At 61.1% G+C, this 22,498-nt stretch carries 21 protein-coding genes, 1 tRNA gene, 1 other RNA gene and 1 pseudogene; 17 read left to right on the top strand and 7 right to left on the bottom strand.

The window, feature by feature from the left end; all coding sequences use genetic code 11:
- Positions 1-1,970, bottom strand: a 1,970-nt coding sequence (locus RBH26_RS20325) for a DEAD/DEAH box helicase (RefSeq protein WP_306760185.1), incomplete at its 3' end; no start/stop codon positions are given.
- A gap of 699 nt (positions 1,971-2,669) precedes the next feature.
- On the opposite strand from RBH26_RS20325, the gene RBH26_RS20320 reads away from it, so the two are divergent.
- Positions 2,670-3,128: a winged helix-turn-helix transcriptional regulator gene (locus tag RBH26_RS20320; RefSeq protein WP_306760184.1), complete on the top strand. Its 459-nt coding sequence runs from the start codon at positions 2,670-2,672 to the stop codon at positions 3,126-3,128.
- Positions 3,129-3,379: 251 nt separating this feature from the next.
- Here the strand turns inward: RBH26_RS20320 and RBH26_RS20315 are convergent.
- Positions 3,380-3,454: transfer RNA gene (locus RBH26_RS20315), tRNA-Arg, on the bottom strand.
- A gap of 159 nt (positions 3,455-3,613) precedes the next feature.
- On the opposite strand from RBH26_RS20315, the gene RBH26_RS20310 reads away from it, so the two are divergent.
- The 4 genes from RBH26_RS20310 to RBH26_RS20295 all read left to right on the top strand — a co-directional run bounded on the left by RBH26_RS20310 (position 3,614) and on the right by RBH26_RS20295 (position 6,125).
- Entirely contained in the window at positions 3,614-3,796 is a 183-nt protein-coding gene (locus RBH26_RS20310; RefSeq protein ID WP_306760183.1) for a hypothetical protein, read from the top strand.
- A gap of 166 nt (positions 3,797-3,962) precedes the next feature.
- Positions 3,963-4,820 (top strand): geranylgeranylglycerol-phosphate geranylgeranyltransferase, encoded by an 858-nt coding sequence (locus tag RBH26_RS20305; RefSeq protein WP_306760182.1) that lies wholly within the window; start codon positions 3,963-3,965, stop codon positions 4,818-4,820.
- Between the two features lie 165 nt (positions 4,821-4,985).
- Positions 4,986-5,618, top strand: coding sequence for a recombinase RecA (locus tag RBH26_RS20300; RefSeq protein WP_306760181.1), 633 nt, complete (start codon positions 4,986-4,988; stop codon positions 5,616-5,618).
- A gap of 96 nt (positions 5,619-5,714) precedes the next feature.
- Entirely contained in the window at positions 5,715-6,125 is a 411-nt protein-coding gene (locus RBH26_RS20295) for a CoA-binding protein (protein WP_306760180.1), read from the top strand.
- Between the two features lie 128 nt (positions 6,126-6,253).
- Here RBH26_RS20295 and RBH26_RS20290 read toward each other — a convergent pair whose 3' ends face one another.
- Entirely contained in the window at positions 6,254-6,580 is a 327-nt protein-coding gene (locus tag RBH26_RS20290; protein ID WP_306760179.1) for a DUF5798 family protein, read from the bottom strand.
- A gap of 152 nt (positions 6,581-6,732) precedes the next feature.
- Here RBH26_RS20290 and RBH26_RS20285 point away from each other — a divergent pair, with 152 nt between their 5' ends.
- The 6 genes and pseudogenes from RBH26_RS20285 (at position 6,733) to RBH26_RS20260 (ending at position 11,832) form a co-directional block, all read left to right on the top strand.
- Positions 6,733-7,101 (top strand): Hsp20/alpha crystallin family protein, encoded by a 369-nt coding sequence (locus RBH26_RS20285; RefSeq protein WP_306760178.1) that lies wholly within the window; start codon positions 6,733-6,735, stop codon positions 7,099-7,101.
- Between the two features lie 214 nt (positions 7,102-7,315).
- A pseudogene (locus RBH26_RS20280) lies at positions 7,316-7,726 on the top strand (AAA family ATPase); the annotation flags it as partial.
- A gap of 141 nt (positions 7,727-7,867) precedes the next feature.
- The gene (locus tag RBH26_RS20275) at positions 7,868-9,505 is read left to right on the top strand and encodes an NAD-binding protein (protein WP_306760177.1); all 1,638 of its coding nucleotides are present in this window, start codon (positions 7,868-7,870) and stop codon (positions 9,503-9,505) included.
- Positions 9,506-9,576: 71 nt separating this feature from the next.
- Entirely contained in the window at positions 9,577-10,272 is a 696-nt protein-coding gene (locus tag RBH26_RS20270; RefSeq protein WP_306760176.1) for a DUF2270 domain-containing protein, read from the top strand.
- A 311-nt stretch (positions 10,273-10,583) separates the two neighbouring features.
- An RNA gene (gene ffs, locus RBH26_RS20265) (signal recognition particle sRNA) lies at positions 10,584-10,895 on the top strand.
- Between the two features lie 154 nt (positions 10,896-11,049).
- Complete coding sequence (locus tag RBH26_RS20260) at positions 11,050-11,832, top strand: DUF2092 domain-containing protein (protein ID WP_306760175.1); 783 nt, start codon at positions 11,050-11,052, stop codon at positions 11,830-11,832.
- A gap of 86 nt (positions 11,833-11,918) precedes the next feature.
- On the opposite strand, the gene RBH26_RS20255 is transcribed toward RBH26_RS20260, so the two are convergent.
- From RBH26_RS20255 to RBH26_RS20245, 3 genes are all read right to left on the bottom strand, one after another.
- The gene (locus RBH26_RS20255; protein WP_306760174.1) at positions 11,919-12,842 is read right to left on the bottom strand and encodes a mechanosensitive ion channel family protein; all 924 of its coding nucleotides are present in this window, start codon (positions 12,840-12,842) and stop codon (positions 11,919-11,921) included.
- Complete coding sequence (locus tag RBH26_RS20250; RefSeq protein ID WP_306760173.1) at positions 12,839-13,087, bottom strand: YhbY family RNA-binding protein; 249 nt, start codon at positions 13,085-13,087, stop codon at positions 12,839-12,841. The genes RBH26_RS20255 and RBH26_RS20250 overlap by 4 nt, the downstream gene beginning before the upstream one ends.
- An 89-nt stretch (positions 13,088-13,176) precedes the next feature.
- Entirely contained in the window at positions 13,177-13,479 is a 303-nt protein-coding gene (locus tag RBH26_RS20245; RefSeq protein ID WP_306760172.1) for a ribonuclease P protein component 4, read from the bottom strand.
- Between the two features lie 220 nt (positions 13,480-13,699).
- Between RBH26_RS20245 and RBH26_RS20240 the strand changes: the two genes are divergently transcribed.
- The 4 genes from RBH26_RS20240 to RBH26_RS20225 are packed head-to-tail and all read left to right on the top strand — an operon-like array spanning position 13,700 to position 19,127.
- The gene (locus tag RBH26_RS20240) at positions 13,700-15,568 is read left to right on the top strand and encodes an ABC transporter substrate-binding protein (RefSeq protein ID WP_306760171.1); all 1,869 of its coding nucleotides are present in this window, start codon (positions 13,700-13,702) and stop codon (positions 15,566-15,568) included.
- Positions 15,568-16,410 carry a phosphatase PAP2 family protein gene (locus RBH26_RS20235; protein ID WP_306760170.1) on the top strand — a complete coding sequence of 281 codons (843 nt, stop codon included), beginning with the start codon at positions 15,568-15,570 and terminating at the stop codon, positions 16,408-16,410. The genes RBH26_RS20240 and RBH26_RS20235 overlap by 1 nt, the downstream gene beginning before the upstream one ends.
- 60 nt (positions 16,411-16,470) lie before the next feature.
- Positions 16,471-18,285: an ABC transporter substrate-binding protein gene (locus tag RBH26_RS20230; RefSeq protein ID WP_306760169.1), complete on the top strand. Its 1,815-nt coding sequence runs from the start codon at positions 16,471-16,473 to the stop codon at positions 18,283-18,285.
- Positions 18,285-19,127: a phosphatase PAP2 family protein gene (locus tag RBH26_RS20225; protein WP_306760168.1), complete on the top strand. Its 843-nt coding sequence runs from the start codon at positions 18,285-18,287 to the stop codon at positions 19,125-19,127. Before RBH26_RS20230 ends, RBH26_RS20225 begins: the two co-directional genes overlap by 1 nt.
- 243 nt (positions 19,128-19,370) lie before the next feature.
- Here RBH26_RS20225 and RBH26_RS20220 read toward each other — a convergent pair whose 3' ends face one another.
- Positions 19,371-19,775, bottom strand: coding sequence for a hypothetical protein (locus RBH26_RS20220; protein ID WP_306760167.1), 405 nt, complete (start codon positions 19,773-19,775; stop codon positions 19,371-19,373).
- Between the two features lie 193 nt (positions 19,776-19,968).
- Here RBH26_RS20220 and RBH26_RS20215 point away from each other — a divergent pair, with 193 nt between their 5' ends.
- Positions 19,969-20,601 carry a hypothetical protein gene (locus tag RBH26_RS20215; protein ID WP_306760166.1) on the top strand — a complete coding sequence of 211 codons (633 nt, stop codon included), beginning with the start codon at positions 19,969-19,971 and terminating at the stop codon, positions 20,599-20,601.
- A gap of 120 nt (positions 20,602-20,721) precedes the next feature.
- Positions 20,722-22,260 carry an aldehyde dehydrogenase family protein gene (locus tag RBH26_RS20210; RefSeq protein WP_306760165.1) on the top strand — a complete coding sequence of 513 codons (1,539 nt, stop codon included), beginning with the start codon at positions 20,722-20,724 and terminating at the stop codon, positions 22,258-22,260.
- The last annotated feature ends 238 nt before the right edge of the window (positions 22,261-22,498 follow it).

Here is a 22,498-nt window from a genome sequence, read left to right as displayed (position 1 = left end):
TGCTCAATGTTGCTCTCTAAGGTCTGGAGGGCCATTTCTTCAAATTGCGGCAAATCACATTCCTCTCGAAGAGAATCTGGTTCTTCTATATAATCGAGCCGTTCATCGGAATCACGCAAGGTATCATCGATCTCTCTTTTCCAGCCAGTGTATTCTGAGTCTAAGTGGTCGGAAACCTCCTGATGCACAGAATCGATAAACGTATCCAAGCAATCATATGCACGTTGCAGATGCCGTTTGGTTAATTCTGGAGCGATCTCTTCGTCAAGACTGTACGGTTGGATCAAACCGCTATTGAGGAAGGATTCGAGGTCATCCGTTGCTGCCTGTATTGTAGAAAACGCCTTCGTTCGATCAAGGCCGGTTCGTACACGTGGTTCAAGATTATGTGCTTCGTCAACGATGAGAAGCGTTTTATCGTCGATAAAGTCGTCTAAGAGTGCGCGGACCCCATCATTGAATAGATGGGTATAATTTGCAATGAGAACGTTTACTCGCTCTATGAGAGCGTACATTGCGGAATGAGGACAGTAATTTTCGTCCACCGCTGTTCTAACAAGGTCCTCACCTGAAAAAACGTGATTCGGAGCATCACTAAAACCGAATCGTGGCCGTTTCTCGTAAGCGTAATGTTGAGCGTAGAAAGGACAAACCTCTGAATCCTCAACAGTTGGCAGTTCGGATTGTGGAAAATGAGACCAGCTGCCCGCTGTCTCTACACCGGGCCAATAGTCTGCATCGGGTTCAGGACTCGATGCACCAACATATGCGCCATCGACGATCTCTCGGGCTTGTTCAGCGACCGGCTCACCGCCTGTAAATGTCTCACGAGTCTCCCTACGGAGGTCTGAGCATCTCCCTTGGACGTTCTCTGGTGAGAAATCGACAAGACCTTCCCGAGAATATGGACATACCTCTTTCTTTCCAACAAGGGAGAGGCCATTCAACTGCTCATATTCGAGAAGATTCTGATTGATCTCTCTCAAATCCTCTACAAATTGCTGTTGTTGCTGCTTGAGAGGCGTAATTACAACGAGTCTCTCTTTCTCACCGTTTACAATTTGATTGATCGCCGCAGTAAGGGCCATAACGGTCTTTCCGGTCCCGCATGCCCCTTCCAGAATTAGATAGCCGTCCTCATCCAAGACGGGAAGCGCAGACTCAATTCCATCACGCTGTGCAGGTCGAGGATCAAAGGGAAAGATGTCTTCCCATCCTCGATCTGATTCTTCCGACCCCTCCTGTGCTGCAGTTGCCGACTCAGAACCAGAAGTTTCTGCTATTCCTGCGTCTGAATCTATCTCCTGTTCTTCGTCGTAGAACCGGCGTATCTCTTCTTCAGGAGGAGTGAGTTCAGGATACTGGTCGCTGAAGTGAATTTTGTTGTGACAAGACTGGCAAACGACGACGATCTCTTCAGGAAAGTAGCTAACATGGTGCCGGACGACTTCTGATGGATCAACTCGGTCTTCGCAAGCCCTACAGAAACGATCCGGTCGCTCTTCCCTCTCACATTCCTCAGAACAATAGTAGCCTGAATCGCTGAAATCACGCCCACAGGATTCACAGTATCCATCAGCTGGACCAAATGGATTAGAAAGATGATCTTCATCACCCGGACTTGACCCGCCAAAAGCAGAGAAACGACGTGCCCCACTCAGTCGTAAGGGAACACCGTGTTCAGACAAACGTTCACGCTCTTCTTTGAGAAGGCGTCGTTTAGCCCAATCTTCCATCTCGACATCGATGTCCCAGTAGAATAATGGACGAGTGTCCTCAGCAATATCTACGATTGAGGTTCCACGCATATCCATGAAGAAAGCGATCCCACCAGATGGACTGTAGTAGAAGAGGTTTGGTTTAGTCCGTGACTCAGAATACCCCAGTTCACGAAGTGTATCACCGAAATCGGATAATTCTTCAAAAATCGAGGGGTGGATTCGGTTCCCGAATTTGTCCACCGGCTTCATTTTCTCTGAATCTATTGTCAAGCCTTATCAGTAGTTCGGATTATTAATGGAGTTGATATATGGATTGTATATGTTTTTGAGTTGGACTGAGGCTTTTTATATGACCCATGGTTACTGCGAGAACCGCAACATGGAATATACGAAGTCAGAAATGATCGGTGGAGGAACAGAGTGCCCGGACTGTGGTAAGTATGCAGTGTACAGCGATGGAGAGACGGAGCAATGTCTGTCCTGTCACTGGACCCTCCCAACGGACGCAATCACGCAAAGGTGCCCGGAATGCGGTGGAGTAGTGACACGGGGGATGGGTCCTAATGCACAAATCAAGTTCTGCCACAACTGTAATTGGACGGGTTGCTAAAATATCGGAATAGCCTCTCCGTTTCTGTAGTGCCTTCTGTGTGTACCCCCTGTTAGGAGTGTGAATAGAAACTACATTCTGGTTTAGTGATTGGGTGTTCCATGAGGCTTCTAATCACTGATTCCACACATCAGTAACAAATCTGATTCTTCCTCCTAACACTCCAGATCGAACCAATGAACCGGAGGATACGCACTGGCTATATATTGACGCTTTCTCATTAGATACAGAAACATACCCAATATTCATATCTAGTTTTTCATACCAAATTTGATACCAAATTCTTCATCTGCCTATTTCACCGAAACTCCTTAACCAATCATATATAAAACATGAATATGTCGAAGAGAATCAAAGGCGAACGAATTGACTGGCTCTCATCAGAAATACTCCGCATTGTCTGCGAATCAGGCGGGGAATGTACTACCCGAGACCTAACGCGAGAAACAGGCATCAAAAACAAGCGCATCAACTATCGCTACGACATCCTCGAAGAAGCCGAATTAATCGAAACACATCAACCGGACTTCGATGAAGAACTCGGCCAATTCCCACCAAAGGAAGTTACTCTCACAGAGGAGGGAGAGAAGGCAGTCAAACTCTACGATCTCGCCAGAGATGACACAGACAGTCTGTCAGTCGATGATCGCCTTAGCCGAATGGAAAGCCGACTGAATCGATTGGAAGACGAACTCGCGCACGCCTACGAACGCATAGAGGAACTCGAACAAGACGATGATCTAGAGATCGAGAAGGATGAAACGTGGGGCTGGAACGATAGCGAAGTAGAGTTTTGATTTCTACTTATTCTCACTGGCGGCAGAATGCGGCAGATTCCTGACCCGCGAACGCATTAGTGCTACTGAATTTCATTGCCGCGTCGACAAGAATGATAATCTTGCCGCGTTTTGTATGACCCGAATCGACATGCGGCGACAAGGGCGACCCACAACAACTTGCGCTCTGCCATCATCAGAATGATATGTGCTTAAATAACCCCCTTGCCGTACTGCGCTTTCTTCTGGATTCGGAGTTTATTGCAGAATGATGGGCGCTGCAGGATTTGAACCCGCGACAGCTTGGTCCGAAGCCAAGTACTCTGTCCAGACTGAGCTAAGCGCCCTCATTGCTCCATTTCCGCCGACCCCGTATAAGTCACTCGATTTTAGCCGATTTCGACAGCCCCCACCATGACATCGAGTCCCGCCAATATATCCGAACTTCTCACTCGATGAAAACTGCCGCACGGGGTCTTTGTCATCGGGACTCAACACCGACACGCATGACGGTGAACGAGGCCCCACTCCCCGACGATGGTCAGACTGCAGGCGCACCGCTCGAGTTGCTCACCGACGACGAGGACGTCTGGACTGCCGTTCCGGCCGATGCAACCGGCGACGACAGGGTGACCAGGTGGCTCTCGATCGACGTCGACTCGCTGTGTGACCTCGAGGAGTGGCGCTGATACGGCTTGCTATCGTCACTGACAGCCGATCGTCGACCCCGCCCTGGCGATCAGGACAGCAGTCCGTATGATCGACGGGCGACCGTCTTCGACGACCCGTCCCAGTCCGTGCTCTCGTCCAGAACGGATCGTACCGTTTAACCACGACCGCTGAGCAGTCCCGTGCATGGCAGTGGGTGAGACGGGCCGTGGGTTACTCGAGTTGACGCGGCCGGTAAACGTGATCGCGGCGAGCGTGCTGACGTTCATCGGAGCGTTCGTCGCCGGTGGCATCGCCGGGTCGTCGCTTCAGGTCGCCGCTGCGGTCGCCGCAACGGGACTGGCAGTCGGTGCAGGGAACGCGATCAACGACTACTTCGACCGGGAGATCGATCGGATCAACGAACCTGACAGACCGATTCCGCGGGGTGCCGTAAGTCCACGCGGTGCGCTTGTGTTCAGCGGCCTCCTCTTTGCGCTTGCGGTCGCACTCGCGTTCGTCCTTCCCGTGGCAGCGATCGCCATCGCCGTGATCAACCTCGTCGCGCTGGTCGCGTACACGGAGTACTTCAAGGGACTTCCCGGCCTCGGGAACGCCCTGGTCGCCTATCTCGTGGGGAGTACGTTCCTCTTCGGGGCTGCAGCGGTAAGCGATATGGCGCCTGCGGTCGTGCTCTTCTTGCTCTCGGCGATCGCGACGCTGACTCGAGAGATCATCAAAGACGTCGAGGACCTCGAGGGCGACCGCGAGGAGGGGCTGAACACGCTTCCGATCGCGATCGGCGAGCGTCCTGCCCTGTACATCGCTGCGGGGCTGTTGGTGGTCGGTGCTATTGCGAGTCCGCTCCCGTATCTCCTTCTCGAGGACTTCGGGATCGCGTACCTGCTCGTCGTAGTGCCGGCCGTCGCGGTTATGTGTTATGCGACCTACGAAAGTTTCACGGATCCGACGGCCGGCCAGGAGCATCTCAAGTATGGGATGTTTCTCGCCGCGCTCGCGTTCATCGTCGGCCGGGCAGCGACGGTGCTCCCCGGCGGAATCTGACGCGCTCGGACCGATATTCGTCCTGGTTATCATCCAAACCACTGGCGATTAGTGTTAGAAATAGGTATACAATCAAAAGTACTATAAGTCGGATTCGGCTTTCTCTTACCACACGCCGGAGTTACCGACGGTCCCCACTGCGGCTGTAGGATGTGAGTATCTGGTATGTACGACCTCGCTGATGTCCTCCCGGACGCCGATATCGATCCCGGGACGAACCTGCTCCTTGCGGGGCCACCCTTGACGGGGAAGCGAGCGCTTGCCTTCGATATTCTCGCGAGCGGTGCCGACCGTGGCGATGGGACGATCATCGTGACGACCAAAGACAGCGCCGACAAGGTCCTCGAGGGGTTCTCCGATGCGGTTGCTCCCGGCACGACTCCGGATATTGGGATCGTCGACTGCGTCACGAAACAGCGCGGTATCGGGAGCGTCGACGACGACCCACGGGTGAAGTACGCCTCCTCGCCGGTCGATATGACCGGCATCGGGATCAAGCTCTCCGAGTTTCTCCAGGAGTTCTACGAGGACCGGGGCCTGACCGAAAACCGCGTCCTGTTGCACTCGGTATCGACGCTGCTGATGTACTCCGATCTCCAGACTGTCTTTCGGTTCCTCCACGTCTTTACGGGTCGGATCCAGAGCGCCGACGCGCTGGGGCTGTACGCCATCGACTCGACGGCGCACGACGACCAGACGATGAACACGCTCAAACAGCTGTTCGACGCCGTCATCGAACTCGAGGAGCCCACCGACGGCGACGAACCCGAGATCACGACTGCGGGTCTCTCGCGTTGAAGGGCCGTCGGGGCTTACGGTTTCCAGCCCCGTTTTCTGTCCCACGCCGACGAATCCCGAAACGTTACCCTCACGAGCGCCATAGCCGCTAGTCCAATGTCAGTCGACACCACTGCAGCGATCGAAGCCGCCCTCGAGTACGAGACTGTCGCCGTCGTCGGCTGTTCGAGTACGCCCGGGAAAGCGGCCCACGACGTACCGAAGTACCTCCTCGAACACGGCTACGACGTGCTCCCGGTCAACCCCTTCGCCGAGGAGATCTTCGACCGGCCGGCCGCCGACTCGCTCGCCGACCTCGAGGCAGCGATCGACGTCGTCTGTATCTTCCGACCCAGCGACGAAGTCGCCGAGATCGTCGACGCCGCACTCGAGCGCGACGACGTCGAGGTGATCTGGACCCAGAAGGGGATCCGCGACGACGAGGCGACAGCCCGTGCCAGAGCCGACGGGCGAACGGTCGTACAGGACCGCTGTCTGAAAGTCGAGCATCGTCGGCTCGCCGCCTGATCGGCGCACGCTCGTGGTTCGTGACTCGAGTCTGTGTTTCGAGATCTCGGACGGAGTCGATGAGCGCGTCGGGAGACACTCGAGTCACACGTCGCGTTCGAGAAAGCGAATCGTCGAACTGAACCGTCTTACTCAGCGGTCGCGTCGCTCGCGTCGGACTCGTCCGCGTCGGCGTCGGTTGCTTCGTCGTCCGCTTCGTCCTCGAGTTCGGCCTCGTCGATGGCGGCCTCGGCGAGGATCTCTTCGCCGTCGATGCCCTGTTCTTCGGCGATCGCGAGCAGGAGTTCGCGTTGTTCGCCGATCTGGTGGTCGAGACGCTTGACCGTGTCGTGGGTGTCGTCCATCTCCTCTTCCAGGCCGACGATTCGCTCCTGGAGTTGCTGTACCTGTTTGTACATCGCTTCGGCGCGGTCCGAGAGACCCTGAATCTTCTTTGCGGTGCTGCCAAGTCCCATGTTTCGGTGATGTGTCGGAGAACTAATGGGCCTTTTCCTCCATCGCGTCGACTGGTACCACCTATACCGCGATAGGAGTTACCAACACTCATGGATCGACAGATTTTTTACGAACCGCGGACAATCTCTAACTGAATTCGAGGTGATCAGCCATGGTGCTCCGACCGACCCCAAGCACCTGGGCACAGAGCCTCGACATGCCGTCCCGCCTGTTCAGCGACCGGGGGAACAGCGATTACGAACTGTACGAGGAGGACGACGCGTTCGTCCTGACGATCGATATGCCGGGCTTCGAGACCGACGAGATCGAGTTGGCGTGGGACGACGGCGTCCTCAACGTGGCCGCCGAACACGTCGACGACGAGCGCGGCCGCAAGAAGACCTCCCACCGGCGGTTCCGCTTCCCCAAGGACATCGACGACGACGCCATTGCGGCCGAGTACACCAACGGCGTCCTCGAGGTCGAGCTACCGGTCGCCGACACGAGGGCCCGCGGCAAGGAGATCCCGCTCGAGGGGTAACCGCGGGCAGTCGTCGGTGAATCGGCACCCGGCCTCGTCCGGTGAACCGCTCTCGCTCTCCGACGCGTGATCGTCCTCGTCCGCGCATCGACTGGTCGGGACTTTTCACACTGAAGCGGTTTTGGCTCGCGTTCACGCGTCGGAGCCACGCGACTCGCTTTCGACAGGACCATGCAACTCCGCGTGCGCCCGCTCAAGCGAAAGGATAACAGGGGATGCTATCGCGAGCGAACGCGGGTCCGGCGTCGGCGACTCCAACGTCGGCGAGCGCGTCGTCTCACAGCTGTTGACCGAACTCGATGGGCTCGAGGAACTCGGGGACGTCGTCGTGATCGCGGCCTCGAACCGGCCGGAACTGACCGACGACGCGCTCTTGCGTCCGGGCCGGCTGGACCGCCACGTCGAAGCCGTCTGCCGCGAGGCCGCGACGATCGCCGTTCGGGAACACGTCCAGGCCGAGGCTGAAGGCCGAGACCGCGATGCAGACGAGATCGAACTGACTACCGATCACTTCGAGCAGGCCCTCGAGGAGGTCTCGCCCGAATCGGCTGCCGAGTTCGAGACCGGTCCCAGCGCGGGCGAGTTCGACGGGGTTCTCGAGGGTGCCAGTACTGAAACAGAGTAATCCACGCCGTCGTCGAGCCAGTGCTTCGTTTTCACGCTGTTGGGAGGCTGGCAAAGAAAATAGGAGCCGACGGTGACGTCGAACGCATGATCGACATCAGACAACCGGCCGATCGTACCCTCACGACGGGGGTATGAGACGGTGGTAGCGTTACCGAAACGGCTCGCGGTCTACGTCGGATCGCTGCTGTTCCTGATCGTCCTCTATTCGTTCGCCTACCGGTGGGGGATGGCGACCTACGAAGGCGAGTCGCGGACGTGGTATCAGTCCCTCGAGATCGTCATCCAGTCGATGACGACCACGGGGTACGGACAGGACGCCCCCTGGGAAACCCTCGAGATGACCGCACTCGTGGTGTTGATCCAGGTGACGGGTATCGCCTACGTGCTCGTCGCGATCCCGCAGTTCGTCGTGCCCTGGCTCGAAACGCTCGTCGAACCGACGCCGCCGACGGAGATCTCCGGTCTCGAGGACCACGTCATCATCGTTGGGTACACGTCCCTCTGTGATACCCTGGTCGACGAACTCGAGGCCAGCGGGACGCCGTATGTGATCCTCGAGGACGACGTGGATCGCGCACAGACGCTCCATCAAGACGAGTTCACCGTCCTGTACGGCGATCCAGCAGCCGACGAGACGCTCGATGCAAGTCACCTCGACGACGCGCTAGCGGTGGTCGTCGATGCGACCGAGCGCGATCCGATCAAGACGGTCATCTCGATCGAAAGTCGCGACCCCGACGCGAACGTCTTCGTGCTCGTTGAAGATATTTCCCAAGCACGATACTTCCGATACGCGGGCGTCGACGAGGTACTGTTACCGAAACAGCGACTCGGGAAGGCGCTCGGAGACCGGGTCCGAAACGTCGTTGCGACCGATCTCGGTGACGAGGTCGAGTTCGGTGCCGACCTCGAACTTCGCGAGTACCACGTCGGACCGGAGGCGGACCTCTTCGGACAGCCCGTGGCTGCCGCAGGTCGGATCGAACGGACCGGCGTTGCCATCCTCGGGGCGTGGGTTCGTGGCGACTTCGTCACTCGACTCCCGGAACAGGTCCAGATCGACGAGAACACGGCCTTGCTCGTGGCCGGTAGCCAGGACGAACTCGAGTCGGTTTCGGAGATGTTGGCCTCGTCAGGGCGTCGGTATCGGATGGCCGACGATCCCGTCGTCGTGGCCGGCCGCGGACTCGTCGGGACGGTCACCGACGGTAGTCTCGACCGTGCGGAACACGAGACGATCGTCGTTGACCGTGAACCCGGACCGGAAGTCGACGTCGTCGGCGACGCGACGGAAGAAGAGACGCTCATCGAGGCAGGTCTCGAGGACGCCGAGACGCTCGTCGTCGCACTCGAGTGTGACGACGACGCGATCCGGACAATCCTGACCGCGAGCGAGCTCGAGCCGTCCCTCGAGATCGTCGTCGGTGCTGACAGCGCCGAGAACGTACGTGCGTTACGTGAAGCAGGAGCCGACTACGTCCTCGCCCTGGCGAACGTCGCTGGACGGATGATCACGCTCAGGACGTTCGACTACGAGGTGATGCCGCTTGGAAACCAACTCCAACTCAGCACCGTATCAGGATCGGATCTCGCCGGTACGGAACTCGATCCGGAGACTGTCCGGCAAAAGACGGGTTGTGTCGTCGTCGGATTCGTCCGCGACGGCGACCTCCGTTCGGAGATCGAAGACATCGAACTGACCGCCGACGATCGACTCGTCGTCGCCGGGACGGACGAGCAGATCACTCAGTTGCAGGACGCGTACGCGAGCGATTGATCGATTCGTCCGAACGGTCACGTGTGGCTGACGGTGCGAAAACCGTTGCCCCTTCGCGTCGTAATATGCGTATGACAGACGACTCGGGCTTCGACCCCGAGAGTTCGGAGCAAGCCGAGATCGGCCGCGAGATGGTCGACGAGAGCACCGGTCTCGGCTCGGTCGCGGCCCATCTCTACCGCGGCGAGATGGAACGTACTGTCGAGTGGCGCGACCGCCTCGACACCACGACCAACTGGGCGGTGACGGTGATGTCCGCGATCGTCGCCTACGCCTTCTCCGGTGAGGTGTCCCACGCGGTGATCCTCGCCGGCCTCATGATGGGCACCGTCTTTCTGTTCATCGAGGCGCGTCGGTTTCGCGACTACGATATCTGGCGTTCGCGCGTCAGGATGCTCCAGGAGAACCTCTTTGCGAACGCGCTCGATCCCTCCGAGGGCGTCGAACACGACGCCTGGCGGCGGGAACTGAGCCGGGACTACCGCGAACCCGCCACAAATATCAGCTACCGCGGCGCGTTCAGCCACCGGTTGCGGCGAGTCTACCTCCCCCTGATGACCGCGATGTTGATCGGCTGGATCTTTCACCTCTGGGCGTTCGAGCCGGACGAGACGCTCCTCGAGAGCGCGTCGCTCCCGGGAATCGACGGCACCGTCGTCGTCGCCGCCGTCGCGCTGTACTACCTCACGTTACTCGTCCTGGCCGTCCCGCTTTCAGCGAAAGAACGCGGGGAATCCGGCGAGGCCGATCACGGCGACCTCGAGTAATACCGTCGGACAGTACGAGTTACCGGTCGGTCGCCCGACTGCGGCCGTCCTCGAGGGTGACGGCTGCGAATTCACGACCGACGGATCACTGACTGCTGTCCGACAGTATAACGACCGGCGATTCGATACTTCTGCTCGAGTCGACTAGTACCGTTCCAACCGTCGACTGATGGGTCGAATCGGACGACATCTCAGGATTCGACCCAGCAGTGCAGGCGTGGACCGCCACTAGCGACGCTATTGGGGAACGATCCCTCCGTCGTCTGTCGATCGGAGAGGCGAAAGGCCCTTAAGTTCCTACCCCCTACGATGGGATGGATAGGTCGGGCAGTTAGGCCCTGCTCGTAACCCGCCCTATGGCCTTTAGCGGGGACCGAATACCGTGGGCGTCCGGTCAGACCGGCCGGGGCCCCGGGAGCCAACGTGGAAGCCTCGTCCGTCGGGGACAGCGGTCCACGATGATCGTCCGCAGGGACGTCCCATCGTGGTTAGCCGGCGACAGCCCATCAGGCGCGGAAGCGAGCAGTGGACCGCCGGACACCTGTCGCTCGACGGGTTGCGGGGTGGAGAAGGCAACCGGGATTCCCCCGGCCGGAACGCCGGGCAATCGCGGCTTCCACCATTCATACTGGTTTCATTCCATTCGGTAGCAGTGTCGCCGTTCGTAGCAGCGACGGTAATCGACCGTTCGGCGCGATACGAGACGAACTGCTGTTCACCATTACTGTGTTCTGAAAATAACAAGGTTTAGCAGCGTTCTCGAGTATCGTCCGGTCGATGACTGCACGCCGAACTCTAGTCGCGGTCGCCGTTTTCGCCGTGGTCGTCCTCGGTGGCTGTGTCGCGGTCTCTCCGCCGGCCGACGACCCCGATCCGGAGACCCTCTTCGAGGCCGGGTTCGTCCACGGAGACGACCTCGAGGCCGTCTCCGGCGAGGTGACGACCGAAGTGATCGACGGCGATCGGACGATTTCCGAGACCGTCCGCGTGGTCGAACGACCGTACGTCGACTACCGCGAGACGGTCCTCGAGACTGACGACCCGTACCGACAGGCGGGAGACGTCTACGTCTCGAACGCCTCGGTCTCGTGGTGGTACTCCCCCGACTCGCAGTGGGCGACGTACTACGAACCCGACGACTCCTACGAGAACGAGGCGGTGCGATCGGATCGCGCCGACCGGGCGGCCGAACTCCGTGAGTGGTACGATCTCGACTACCAGGGTACCGAAACGATCGCCGACCGGGAAACCTACGTCCTCGAGGTCGAGGCCAGAGACGAGGCCGTCGAGGAGGGGCTCTCGGTTCTCGTCGGCGACACCGAATTCGTCTACGCACTCGAGACGGTCGACCGCGAGGACGACCTCGACGTCCTCGAGCGGATCGTCTGGATCGACGCCGAGTACGAGTATCCGATCAAAGAGCGACTGGTCTACGAGGGACCTGACGGTGACCGCTACGAGATGACCGAGCGGTTCGAGTCGGTCTCGTTCGAGGAGGACGTCGACGACGAGACGTTCGCGTTCGAGCCGCCGGAGAACGTGACCGTCGAATCGTCCTGATACGGTCTTCTGTCCTGATATTCCGGTGCGACCGCAGAACGGATCGTGGTCGCGCCGACACTGACGGAAGTAGTTCGATGAAGACGTTACTCGGCCGGCTGGCTAATCGGCTCTCGACCCTCGAGTGCGAGTCCGCCCTCGAGCGTGCGGACGGGGTAGGGGATGTCGATCCCCTCCTCGTCGAAGCGCTGCTTGACGCTCGTGACGTACTCACCGCGGATGCGAACGAAGTCCGCTCTCGAGGGGTCGGCGATCCAGATCCGTGACTGGAGACCGACGTCGGAGTCTCCGAGTTCCGTCAGGTGAACCGACGGCGCGGGATCGTCCATGATGTCGGGGTGGCGCCTGGCCTCTTCGACGATGATCTTCGAGGCCTGTTCGATGTCGTCGTCGTAGCCGATCCCGAAGACGAACTTCAGCCGGAGTTTCTCGCCGTCGACGGGGTTTTTGAGGACGCCGTTGGTCAGTTCCGAGTTCGGAACGGTCAGCAGTTCGTTGTCGAACGTCCGAACGCGGGTCACCCGGAGGCTGATATCCTCGACGACTCCAGCGTAGTCGCCGCCGTCCCACTCGATCCAGTCGCCGATGCGGAACGGCTTGTCGACGTAGATGAACACGCCGGCGACGAAGTTCGAGATGACGTTTTGCATCGCCAGACCGATAGCGAACGCGCCGGCCGCGGCGATCCCGGCCATCGAGACGAGGAAGTTACCGTAGTCGGCGAACCCGAACGCGACCGCGACGGCGACGAAGGCGATTCCGAACTTCGTCAGCATCAACAGCGGGTTCTGGACGTGTTGGTCGAGATCGCGCCGATCGAAGGCACGGCTGATCAGCGGCACGACCACCGCCCGGCCGACGATCCAGAGGACGACAAAGGCGATGACGAACCGGAGCAGACGCTGGACGCTCAGCGCAGTGGCCGTCTCGAGACCCGCGTCGACGAGGGCGTTGCCGATCGGATCCAGGTCCTCGGCCTGGAGGGGGAACGGACCGAACCCGACGCTCATCGATACAGCACTGCAGTGTGTCCGCGCGTGTCGATGAGGTCGGCGTCGACACGGTCGGCGAGATCGGCCGCCTTCTCCTCGGTCGAGCTCCCGGCGCGGGCAGCCCGGAGGAACTTGACTTTCACGAGGTCACGATTCGTGAGCTGATCGTCGAGTTCGTCGACGACCGACTCGAGGCCGCTTTTACCGACCCAGACGGTGACGTCGAGGTCGTGTGCTTCTTGCTTGAGTTGCTGTTTATCCATAGCCCTGGATAGCGAACCGAGCCGTTTGAATCTTCTCGAATCAAAACCGCGGAATCGAGGTCTCGATGGCGGCCGCTCTCGGCCGGCGGTCAGGCGTCGTCCCCGTGCTCGTCCTCGTCCTCGTAGGGATATCGCGCGTGCGCGCCACAGTCACACGTGATCACGACGTGGTTATCCTGTAATCTCACCCGGGCGTTCTTCCCGGGCCGCAGATACGCATCACAGCGATCACAGGTGAACCGACGGAACTTCCGGGGAAGCGTGAGCCGGTTTCGTTCGGCGACACGACGCGCGAGGCGGACGTAGTACCGCGCCCGATCGTCGTCACCGTCCGCTGCCGCCGCTCGAGCCAGTTCGTGCAGGCGCTCGATCCGTTCGGCGGCGATCTCCATACGTCCACTTTCTGGGGTCCACCTATTGATGTTGCGCTCTCGCGGTCCGCATTCGTGGATACCCGGCCTTCGTAGACAGTGCAGCTACCGACCAGCGATAAATCCCCTCTACAAACAACAAGAAGGCAGGCGTGAGTGAAAAAATTCTTAACGACTCCCACTGGGAGACACAGTACGTAATCTTGTTATCTATCAACAGCAAAGAGGTGTAATAGACTGAATGAACTACGACACGACAGGTCCGGTTGACGGCGTCGACCGACGCTCAGTGCTGGCTGCTGGCTCAGCCGGGCTCTCGCTCTCCCTGAGCGGCTGTATCGACTCGGTTCGGAGCGTCGTCAACCGGGATGGAGGCGATCAGCTATCGCTCTCCATCGCCACGGTCCCCAGCGACTACGATCCGGAAAGCCTCCACATCGCCCGCCACCTCGAGTCGAACCTCCAGGAAGTCGGCATCGACGCCGAGTTGACGTTCCGGAACCCGTCGGACTTCCTCGAGATGATCCTGCTCGAACAGGAGTACGACATCTACGTCGGCCGGCATCCCGGTGGGTACGACCCGGACTTCCTCTACGAAGCCCTCCACTCGACGTATGCCAGTGCCAACGAAACCGGTTGGCAGAATCCGTACAACTTCTCCGATAGGTTAGTCGACGTGGATTTAGCGGATCAACGACGCCGAACCGGTGAGCAGCGCGAGGAGTCGCTCGAGCGACTCCTCGATACCGTCGCCGAGCTCAAGCCGTTCGATCCGATCTGTCGACCTACGGCGTATCGGCTCTACAGGGACGATGACGAACGGTTTACGGGATGGGACGAGGTCGGTGACTTCGCGACCCGACATGGCTACCTCGGTCTCGAACCGGTCGACGACGTCGACCGTCTCACCGCACTCGTAACCGACTCGCGCCCGTCAGCGAACATCAATCCGCTCTCGCCGATAAACCGGGAGTACGATACGATCATCGACCTCGTCTACGACTCGCTTGCGACCGTCGTGCCCGACGACGATGGCGAGTCCGAGGTCGAACCGTGGCTCGCCGAGAAGTGGGAGACGGAAACCCACGACGACGGGCGGACGACGGTTACGGTGACGCTCAGGGAGGACTGCCGGTTCCACGACGTGGACGAAGACGACGACCGCGAGGAACACGTCACGAGAGTCACCGCCGAAGACGTCGAGTTCACGTACTGGTTCCTAAACGACACCGCGTTCGGCCGGGCGTCAGTTTCGTCGCCGGCGCCGCGCTATCGCGGCCTGGCGAGTGCAGTCGACGAGATCGAGATCGAAGACGACTATCGACTCCGGCTCACGGTCGACGGCAACGTCGCGGTCGGCGAGCGAGTGTTGACCGTCCCGATCCTCCCCAGACACGTCTGGGTCGACGAGCTCAACGACCGGATCGACGATCCCGCCGACTTCTCGACATCCCAGGGAGAGTGGGGGCTCGTCACCTCCAGCTCGGTCGCACCGATCGGGAGCGGTCCCTACCGGTTCGAGAGCCAGTCGAGACGGGGTCACCTCACGCTCGAGCGGTTCGACGACCACTTCACGCTTCGTGAGGACGTCGGTGACGGGGACGACGAGACGCATCTTCGCGGACCACTCGTCGAAGAGCTTCGGTTCAGCGTCGATCCTGGAAGTGATACCTCTATCGGCCGTATCGTCGGCGGCGGTGCCGACCTCACGTCGTCGCGGGTCTCGTCGAACACCGTCGGGCAAGCGCGGGCAGCGGCGGACAACGAATCCGACGTCGAACTCGTGGAGTCGTCGCCGCCGACGTTCTATCACGTCGGATTCAACACCGGTACCAGTCCCACGAGCAACGAACTCTTCCGGCGGCGAATCGCACGGCTGATCGACAAAGCGTGGATCGTCGACGAGGCTTTCAACGACCATGCGGAACCACTCGTGACGCCCGTGACCGAGGCGTGGACGCCCGAGCGCCTCGAGTGGGGCGGTACAGACCCAGTAACGCCGTTTTTCGGCACTGATGGGGAGCTTGACGAGGACGCGATCGAGGACGCCCACCGCGCGTTCGAAGCGATCGGTTATCGAGTCGACGACGAGGGACGAATCCTGGGCTGATGCTGGCTGACGTACTGCTCCGACTGACGATCGTCGTCGGTCTCATGTTGCCGGTCGCGCTGGTGTTGTTCGTCGGCCGGGAGCGACTGTGGCAGTTGCAACACGACTGGCGCGACCGCGTTCGAACGTGTGCGCCGGCGCTTGCCTTACTGGCGGTTACGCTGGTGTTCAACCGGTGGATGCGAGATACGAACCCCGACACCAGGTTCTCGACGTACATGACCGATACGATCCGTCGTATCGAGGGGGAGTTCGTCCTCGTCTTCCAGGAGATCGAGACCTGGTGGCTGACGGAGTACTTCTCCTGGATCTACGTCTACGGCTACGCGTTTCTGTTGATCTTTCCAGGCGTCGCCTACTTCCTGCTGTCGGACACGAGGACGTTCCGTCGGCTGGTGACCGCCTACGCGCTCAACTACGTGCTCGGCGTCGTACTGTACGTTCTGGTGATCGCGTACGGACCGCGGAACGTCTTCCTCACCGAGGTCGAAGTAGCCACGATGCTGTACGACCACAGCCCGGAGTACCAGTATCTCACTCGGGAAGTCAACCGCAACACGAACGTCTTCCCGTCACTGCACACGTCGTTGGCTGCGACGGTGGGCATCTTTGCCTACCACACTCGCGCTACCTATCGGGCGTGGTTCCCCGTCGCCGTCGTGCTCGCGGCGAGCGTCGCCATCTCGACGATGTACCTTGCGATCCACTGGGCGATCGACGTCGTCGCCGGACTGATCCTCGCGTATGCCTGTGTCGCCCTCTCCGACCGACTCGTTGGCCGCTGGACGCTGACCGAACTGCGGGACGAACTGCGCGAGCGGCTCCGAACCGATCGCTGGTAATGTTCGCCGACCACCAGCGCAATACTGTTATATCGCCGCCTGCGAACTGCAACAAACGGAATGAGTGACCGAAACGCCGTGACGGCGGCCCGGAAGCCGGACGACGGGGACGAACGCGGACCCGCATCCGGTGGGATCAGCCGCCGGGCGGCACTGACGGCGACCGTCGGCCTGACGGTCTCGACAAGTGGCTGTATTCGCCAGCTCCGAAGCGCCGTCAACCGCGACGACGTCGATCCATTGTCACTAACGATCACGACCGTCCCCGCTGACTCCGACCGGGAGAGCATCCGTCTCGCCCGTGCGATCGCCGACGCCCTCGAGACCGCCGGGATCGACGTCTCGATCGAGATGCGAGCGAGCGAGGAGTTCCTGCGCTCGGTGTTGATCAACCACGACTTCGACGTCTACGTCGGTCGGCATCCGGGCAGTCCCGATCCCGCGTTCCTCTACGAGGCGCTTCACTCGCTGTATGCCGACGAGTCCGGCTGGCAGAACCCCTTCGGCTTTACGAACCTGCTTGTCGACGACCTGCTCGAGGCCCAGCGCGAGGCCGACGGCGACGAGCGACGGGACGCCGTCGAACGGACACTCGAGGCGCTGGCTGTCGAACAGCCGTTCGTCCCGATCTGTCGGCCCACGGAACACCGACTCGTCCGAAACGATCGTTTCGACGGCTGGGACGACGGCCACCTCGCGATGCGAACGGGGTATCTCGGTCTCGAGTCCCGAAACGGAGGGGCCGACGACCGGCTCCGGGCCGTCCACACCGACCCACGGCCGTCCGAGAACCTCAATCCGTTGGCCGCCGAGTATCGCGACCGAGGAACGATCACCGAGCTGCTGTACGACTCGCTGGCGGTCGACGTCGTCGACACCGACGGCGATCGCTCACTCGAGCCCTGGCTCGCTGACGACTGGGTGTTCGAGGACGAGTCGACGCTGGTCGTCGACCTGCGATCGGAGCTGACGTTCCACGACGGCGAAGCGCTGACCGCCGCCGACGTCGAATTCACCTACGAGTTCGTCGCCGACACGACGCGTGGTGGGGATCCCTTCCCCGCGCCGTCGCCACGGTTTCGGGGTCTGGCTGCAGCGATCGACGACGTCACGGCCCGCGACGACGAAACGCTCGTGTTCACCGTCGGAACGGGCCAGGACGTCGGCGAGCGCGCGCTGACGGTCCCGATACTTCCCCGACACGTCTGGGCCGACCGGTCGGCGTCCGCGTCCGTCCGCGGTGTCAGCGTCGCGGAGGGAACGACGGAGGCGCTGGTGACCGACAACGTCCCGCCGATCGGCAGCGGCCCCTACCAGTTCCACGACCGGACCGAACGCGAACACGTCACGTTCGAGCGGTTCGACGACCACGTCACGCGACGCGACGGCGTCGAGTTGCCAGAGCCGACGGCCGACGAACTTCGCGTTCAGATCGATCCTCGAAGTACGTCAGCGATACAGTTGATCGAGAACGACGACGCCGACGTGACGAGCACGCCACTCGAGACGTACGTGATCGACGATATCGAGGACCGCGACGACACGCGGGTCGTCGAATCGCCCTCGTGGTCGTTCTACCAGCTCGGATTTAACGCGCGCAAGGCGCCGTTCTCGAACCCGCGATTCCGACAGGTCGTCGCCCGGCTGATCGATAAGGCGTGGCTCGTCGAGGACGTGTTTCACGGCTACGCGGAACCGATCGCAGCGCCGGTTCCCGACGCGTGGACGCCCGAACACCTCGAGTACGACGGCGAGGATCCGGAGCTGCCGTTCCTGGGCTCGAACGGCGAGGTCAATCGCGAGGCAGCGCGAGACGAGTTCGAGGCGGCCGGCTTCCGGTACGATAGCGAAGGTACTCTCCGGGTGAGACACTGATGTTGGGGGCCGTCCTCGCCCAACTGATCGTCGTCGTGACCGCCATGGTGTTCGTCTCGGTCGGGCTCTTCGTCGGTCGCGATCGCTGTCGCCGAACGCGCTCGGAGTGGCGCCACCGGCTCCGGGCGGCCGCGCCGATAACGATCTTTCTGGCCGTCATTCTGCTGTTGAACAGCGTCGCGCGCCAGGTCGTGCCGGACTTCTCGTGGATCGGTGAGTGGCGGCTGGGGGTCGCCTGGAACGCGACGTCGATGATCTACGACCTCGAGGGGGAGTTCATCGTCTGGCTCCAGTCGCAGGCGACGCCGTGGCTGACCGCCTACTTCTCGTTTATCTACATCTACGGCTACGTCTTCATGCTGGTCTTCCCGGTTGTCGCCTACTTCGCGCTCTCGGATACACACCCACTGCGGGAACTCCTGACGGCCTACGCGCTGAACTACGCGCTGGGCCTGCTGTTGTACACCGTCGTCATCGCCTACGGCCCCCGAAACATGCTGCCCGACCTCGTCGACGCATTGCTGTACGATACGTATCCCCGGTACCAGCATCTCACGCGGCAGGTCAATCGCAACACGAACGTCTTCCCGTCGCTGCATACCTCGCTTGCGGCGACCGTCTCATTTCTCGCCTATCGGACTCGAGACAGCTATCCGCTGTGGACCGTCGTCGCGGCGATCCTCGGCGTTTCCGTCGCGATCTCGACGATGTATCTGGGGATCCACTGGGCGATCGACGTCGTCGCCGGGATCGTCTTCGCGTACGTCTGTGTCGAACTCGCGGGTGTGCTGGTCGGTCGCTGGTCGGTAAGCGACTGGGTCGCCGGTCGGCTCCGGGACTAGCCGACCGGTTCGTTCATACGGATTGCTGTAACGATTTCCCGGCGCAACCGCGACCCGGGCTGCGGTTGCGCCGGTAACGACGTACAGCAGCCCGTATCAGACGTCGGGACAGTCGTCTCGAGGCGGTTGATCCTCGACGAGGGCGATCGCGTCGTCAACTCGTGCTGTCAGCCTCGTCGCTGTACAGCGGCGGCGCTTCCCGTCGGACAGTGACCGCAAAAAGCGAGAGAACAGCAGTCCGTCTCAGTTGTCCTCGAGCGCGTCGGCGATCCGCTTGAGCGCGCGCGTCTGGTCGCGCATCTCGTCGCGGAGCTGGCGGACCTCACGGACGAGTTCCTCGTTGCCGACCTCTTCCTCGCCGCGGCCGCCGGGACCGCCGCCCATACCGCCGGGGCCGCCGCCCATCATTCCGCCCATCATCTGTGCGAAGGGGTTGCCGCCGCCGCCCATACCGCCGGGGCCGCCACCGCCGCCGAACGGGCTCTCCGGTGGCTCGCCCTCTTCGCCCTCTTCGGCGCGCTTCTCTCGGATCTCCTCGACTCGCTCTCGGAAGGACTTCTCTTCCTCGTCGCCGTTGCCGTTGTCGCTGGCTTCGTTTTCGTCGGACATACCCTCGGATTCAGCACGCCCGCGGAAAAGGATTGCCATGTCAGCAGCCGCCACCCCACTAGACGGCCCGGACGGGGTGTCTCGAGACGGGTGCGACCACGCCCACTCAGGCCGAACTCTTGTGCCGGGTGTCGCCCAACGAGCGCGCATGCAGTCGAACGCGGCTTCCGACAGGGCCGACGCCGGCGGCGACGAGACACGCGCTACCGACTCGAGTTGGGGGTGACCGTCCGTGGATCGACGACCGACCAGACGGCAGACGATCGCAGGCGTCGGGAGTGTCGTTGCCGTCGGCGCGACCGGCGTCGCAAGCGGGAGCGAACGGCCAGTCGACGCCGTCGTCGGCGCCGACCGCGAGGGAGACGGCGACTATCCTCGTTGTCTGTACAAACCGGACGACGACGGCGAGTGGACCGCCGCCTTGCCGATCAACGTCCACGTCCGCGCGTCGGGCGACGAACCGGCCCTCGAGCGGGTCGAAGACGCCTTCTCCGGGCTCGATACCCTCGAGTGGACGCCCGCCTTTCCCGACGCGACGGCGAAGGCGTGGGACGCCGAAGAAGACGCGTTCGTCCCGCCGGACGCGTCCTATCGACGGCCGCGACTGGGCGACGAGTGGAACCACGTCCACGTCTGGGGCGTCGACGACGACCGAGTCGCGATCCACGCACACCTCGACGTGATCGATCTCACTGCCTCTCACTTCCACCGGGGCGACCACTACGACGAGGCGGCCGACGAGGTCACGGACCACCTCCGCGAGGCGGGCTGGGAGGAACGCACGCCGTACGACATCGACTACGACGTCACGGACGACCGACTCGAGCGCTGGGGCGAGACCGGCGATACGAAACTCGTCTCCTGAGACGGACTGCTGTCTCGATCTCCCGCCGATCGCTAGTACCGTTCCAACGGTCGACGCTACCCTATGCGACATATGTGAACCACCATCAGGGTTTTCACGGCACTCGTCGTCGGACTAGGTATGAGCCAGCAAGCGACCGAACAGGTGTACGGCCACTACATCGGCGGCGAGTGGGTCGACGGCGACGGATCGACCTTCGAAAGCCAGAACCCGGCAACCGGGGAGACGCTGGCGACGTTCCAGCGCGGCACGGAAGACGACGTCGACGCCGCCCTCGAGGCCGCGGAAGACGCCTTCGAGGAGTGGCGGTCCCTGTCGTATATCGACCGCGCGGAGTACCTCTGGGACATCTACCACGAACTGCGTGACCGCCACGAGGAACTCGGCGAGATCGTCACCAAAGAGTGTGGAAAGGAGATCTCGGAGGGGAAAGCCGACGTGACCGAAGCCTGGCACATGGTCGAGTGGGCTGCTGGGAACGCGCGCCACCCCCACGGCGACGTCGTCCCGAGCGAGGTCGCCGGCAAGGACGCCTACATGCGCCGCAAGCCCCGGGGTGTCGTCGGCTGTATCACGCCCTGGAACTTCCCGGTCGCGATTCCGTTCTGGCATATGGCCATCGCCCTGGTCGAGGGGAACACGGTCGTCTGGAAGCCCGCCGAACAGACGCCGTGGTGTGGCCAGATCATCGCCGAGATGATGGACGACGCCGGGGTTCCCGAGGGCGTCTTCAACATGGTCCAGGGCTACGGCGACGCCGGCGCGGCGATCACCGACGACGGCCGCGTCGATACGGTCCTCTTTACCGGCTCCGCGGAGGTCGGCCAGGAGATCGCGAGCACGGTCGGCGGCGAGCCCGGCAAACTCGCGGCCTGTGAGATGGGCGGCAAGAACGGGATCGTCATCACCGAAGACGCCGATCTGGATATCGCCGTTCACTCGGCGATCATGTCGAGTTTCAAGACGACCGGCCAGCGCTGTGTCTCGAGCGAGCGCCTGATCGTCCACACGGACATCTACGACGAGTTCAAAGAGCGGTTCGTCGACATCGCCGACGACGTCGCCGTCGGCGATCCCCTCGAGGAGTCGACGTTCATGGGGCCGGCCATCGAGGCCGACCACGTCGAGAAGATCCGCCGACACAACGAGCTGGCGGTCCAGGAGGGCGCCGACGTACTGGTCGACCGGTTCGAACTCGAGGCCGACGAGATTCCCGACGGTCACGAAGACGGACACTGGGTCGGCCCCTTCGTCTACGAGATCGACTACGAGACCGACCTGCGCTGTCTCGAAGAGGAGTGTTTCGGCCCCCACGTCGCCGTACTCGAGTACGACGGCGACATCGAACGCGCCCTCGAGATCCACAACGACACGCCCTACGGCCTCGCAGGTGCGATCATCTCCGAGGACTACCGCCAGATCAACTACTTCCGTGATCGGGCCGAACTCGGACTGGCCTACGCCAACCTCCCCTGTATCGGCGCGGAGGTCCAGTTGCCGTTCGGCGGCGTCAAGAAGTCTGGGAACGGCTATCCGTCGGCCCGCGAAGCCATCGAGGCCGTCACCGAACGCACCGCCTGGACGATGAACAACTCGAAGGAGATCGAGATGGCCCAGGGGCTGTCGGCCGATATCACGACGAGCGAAGAACAGCAGTAGATAGTAACACGATTTCGTTATTCATACGGTCTCGCACCTGAAACTGAAGCAGGCGATTCGGTAACGACGTGTGGTACTTACTGCATTCCCCCATACAGATTGATGAATGTAACAAGTAAAATCATCCATCCGAAGAATGTAATAAACACTCCTTGACTCTGGTAGAGACTGTGACGACAACAATAGTATCCGCCTCCTGTAGCCCGGAGGAACTCTCTTAGTCCATATGCGAGAAAGA

The organism is Natronolimnohabitans sp. A-GB9 (assembly GCF_030848565.1).
Classification (GTDB): domain Archaea; phylum Halobacteriota; class Halobacteria; order Halobacteriales; family Natrialbaceae; genus Natronolimnohabitans.
This window is presented reverse-complemented; position numbering and strand designations above follow the sequence as displayed.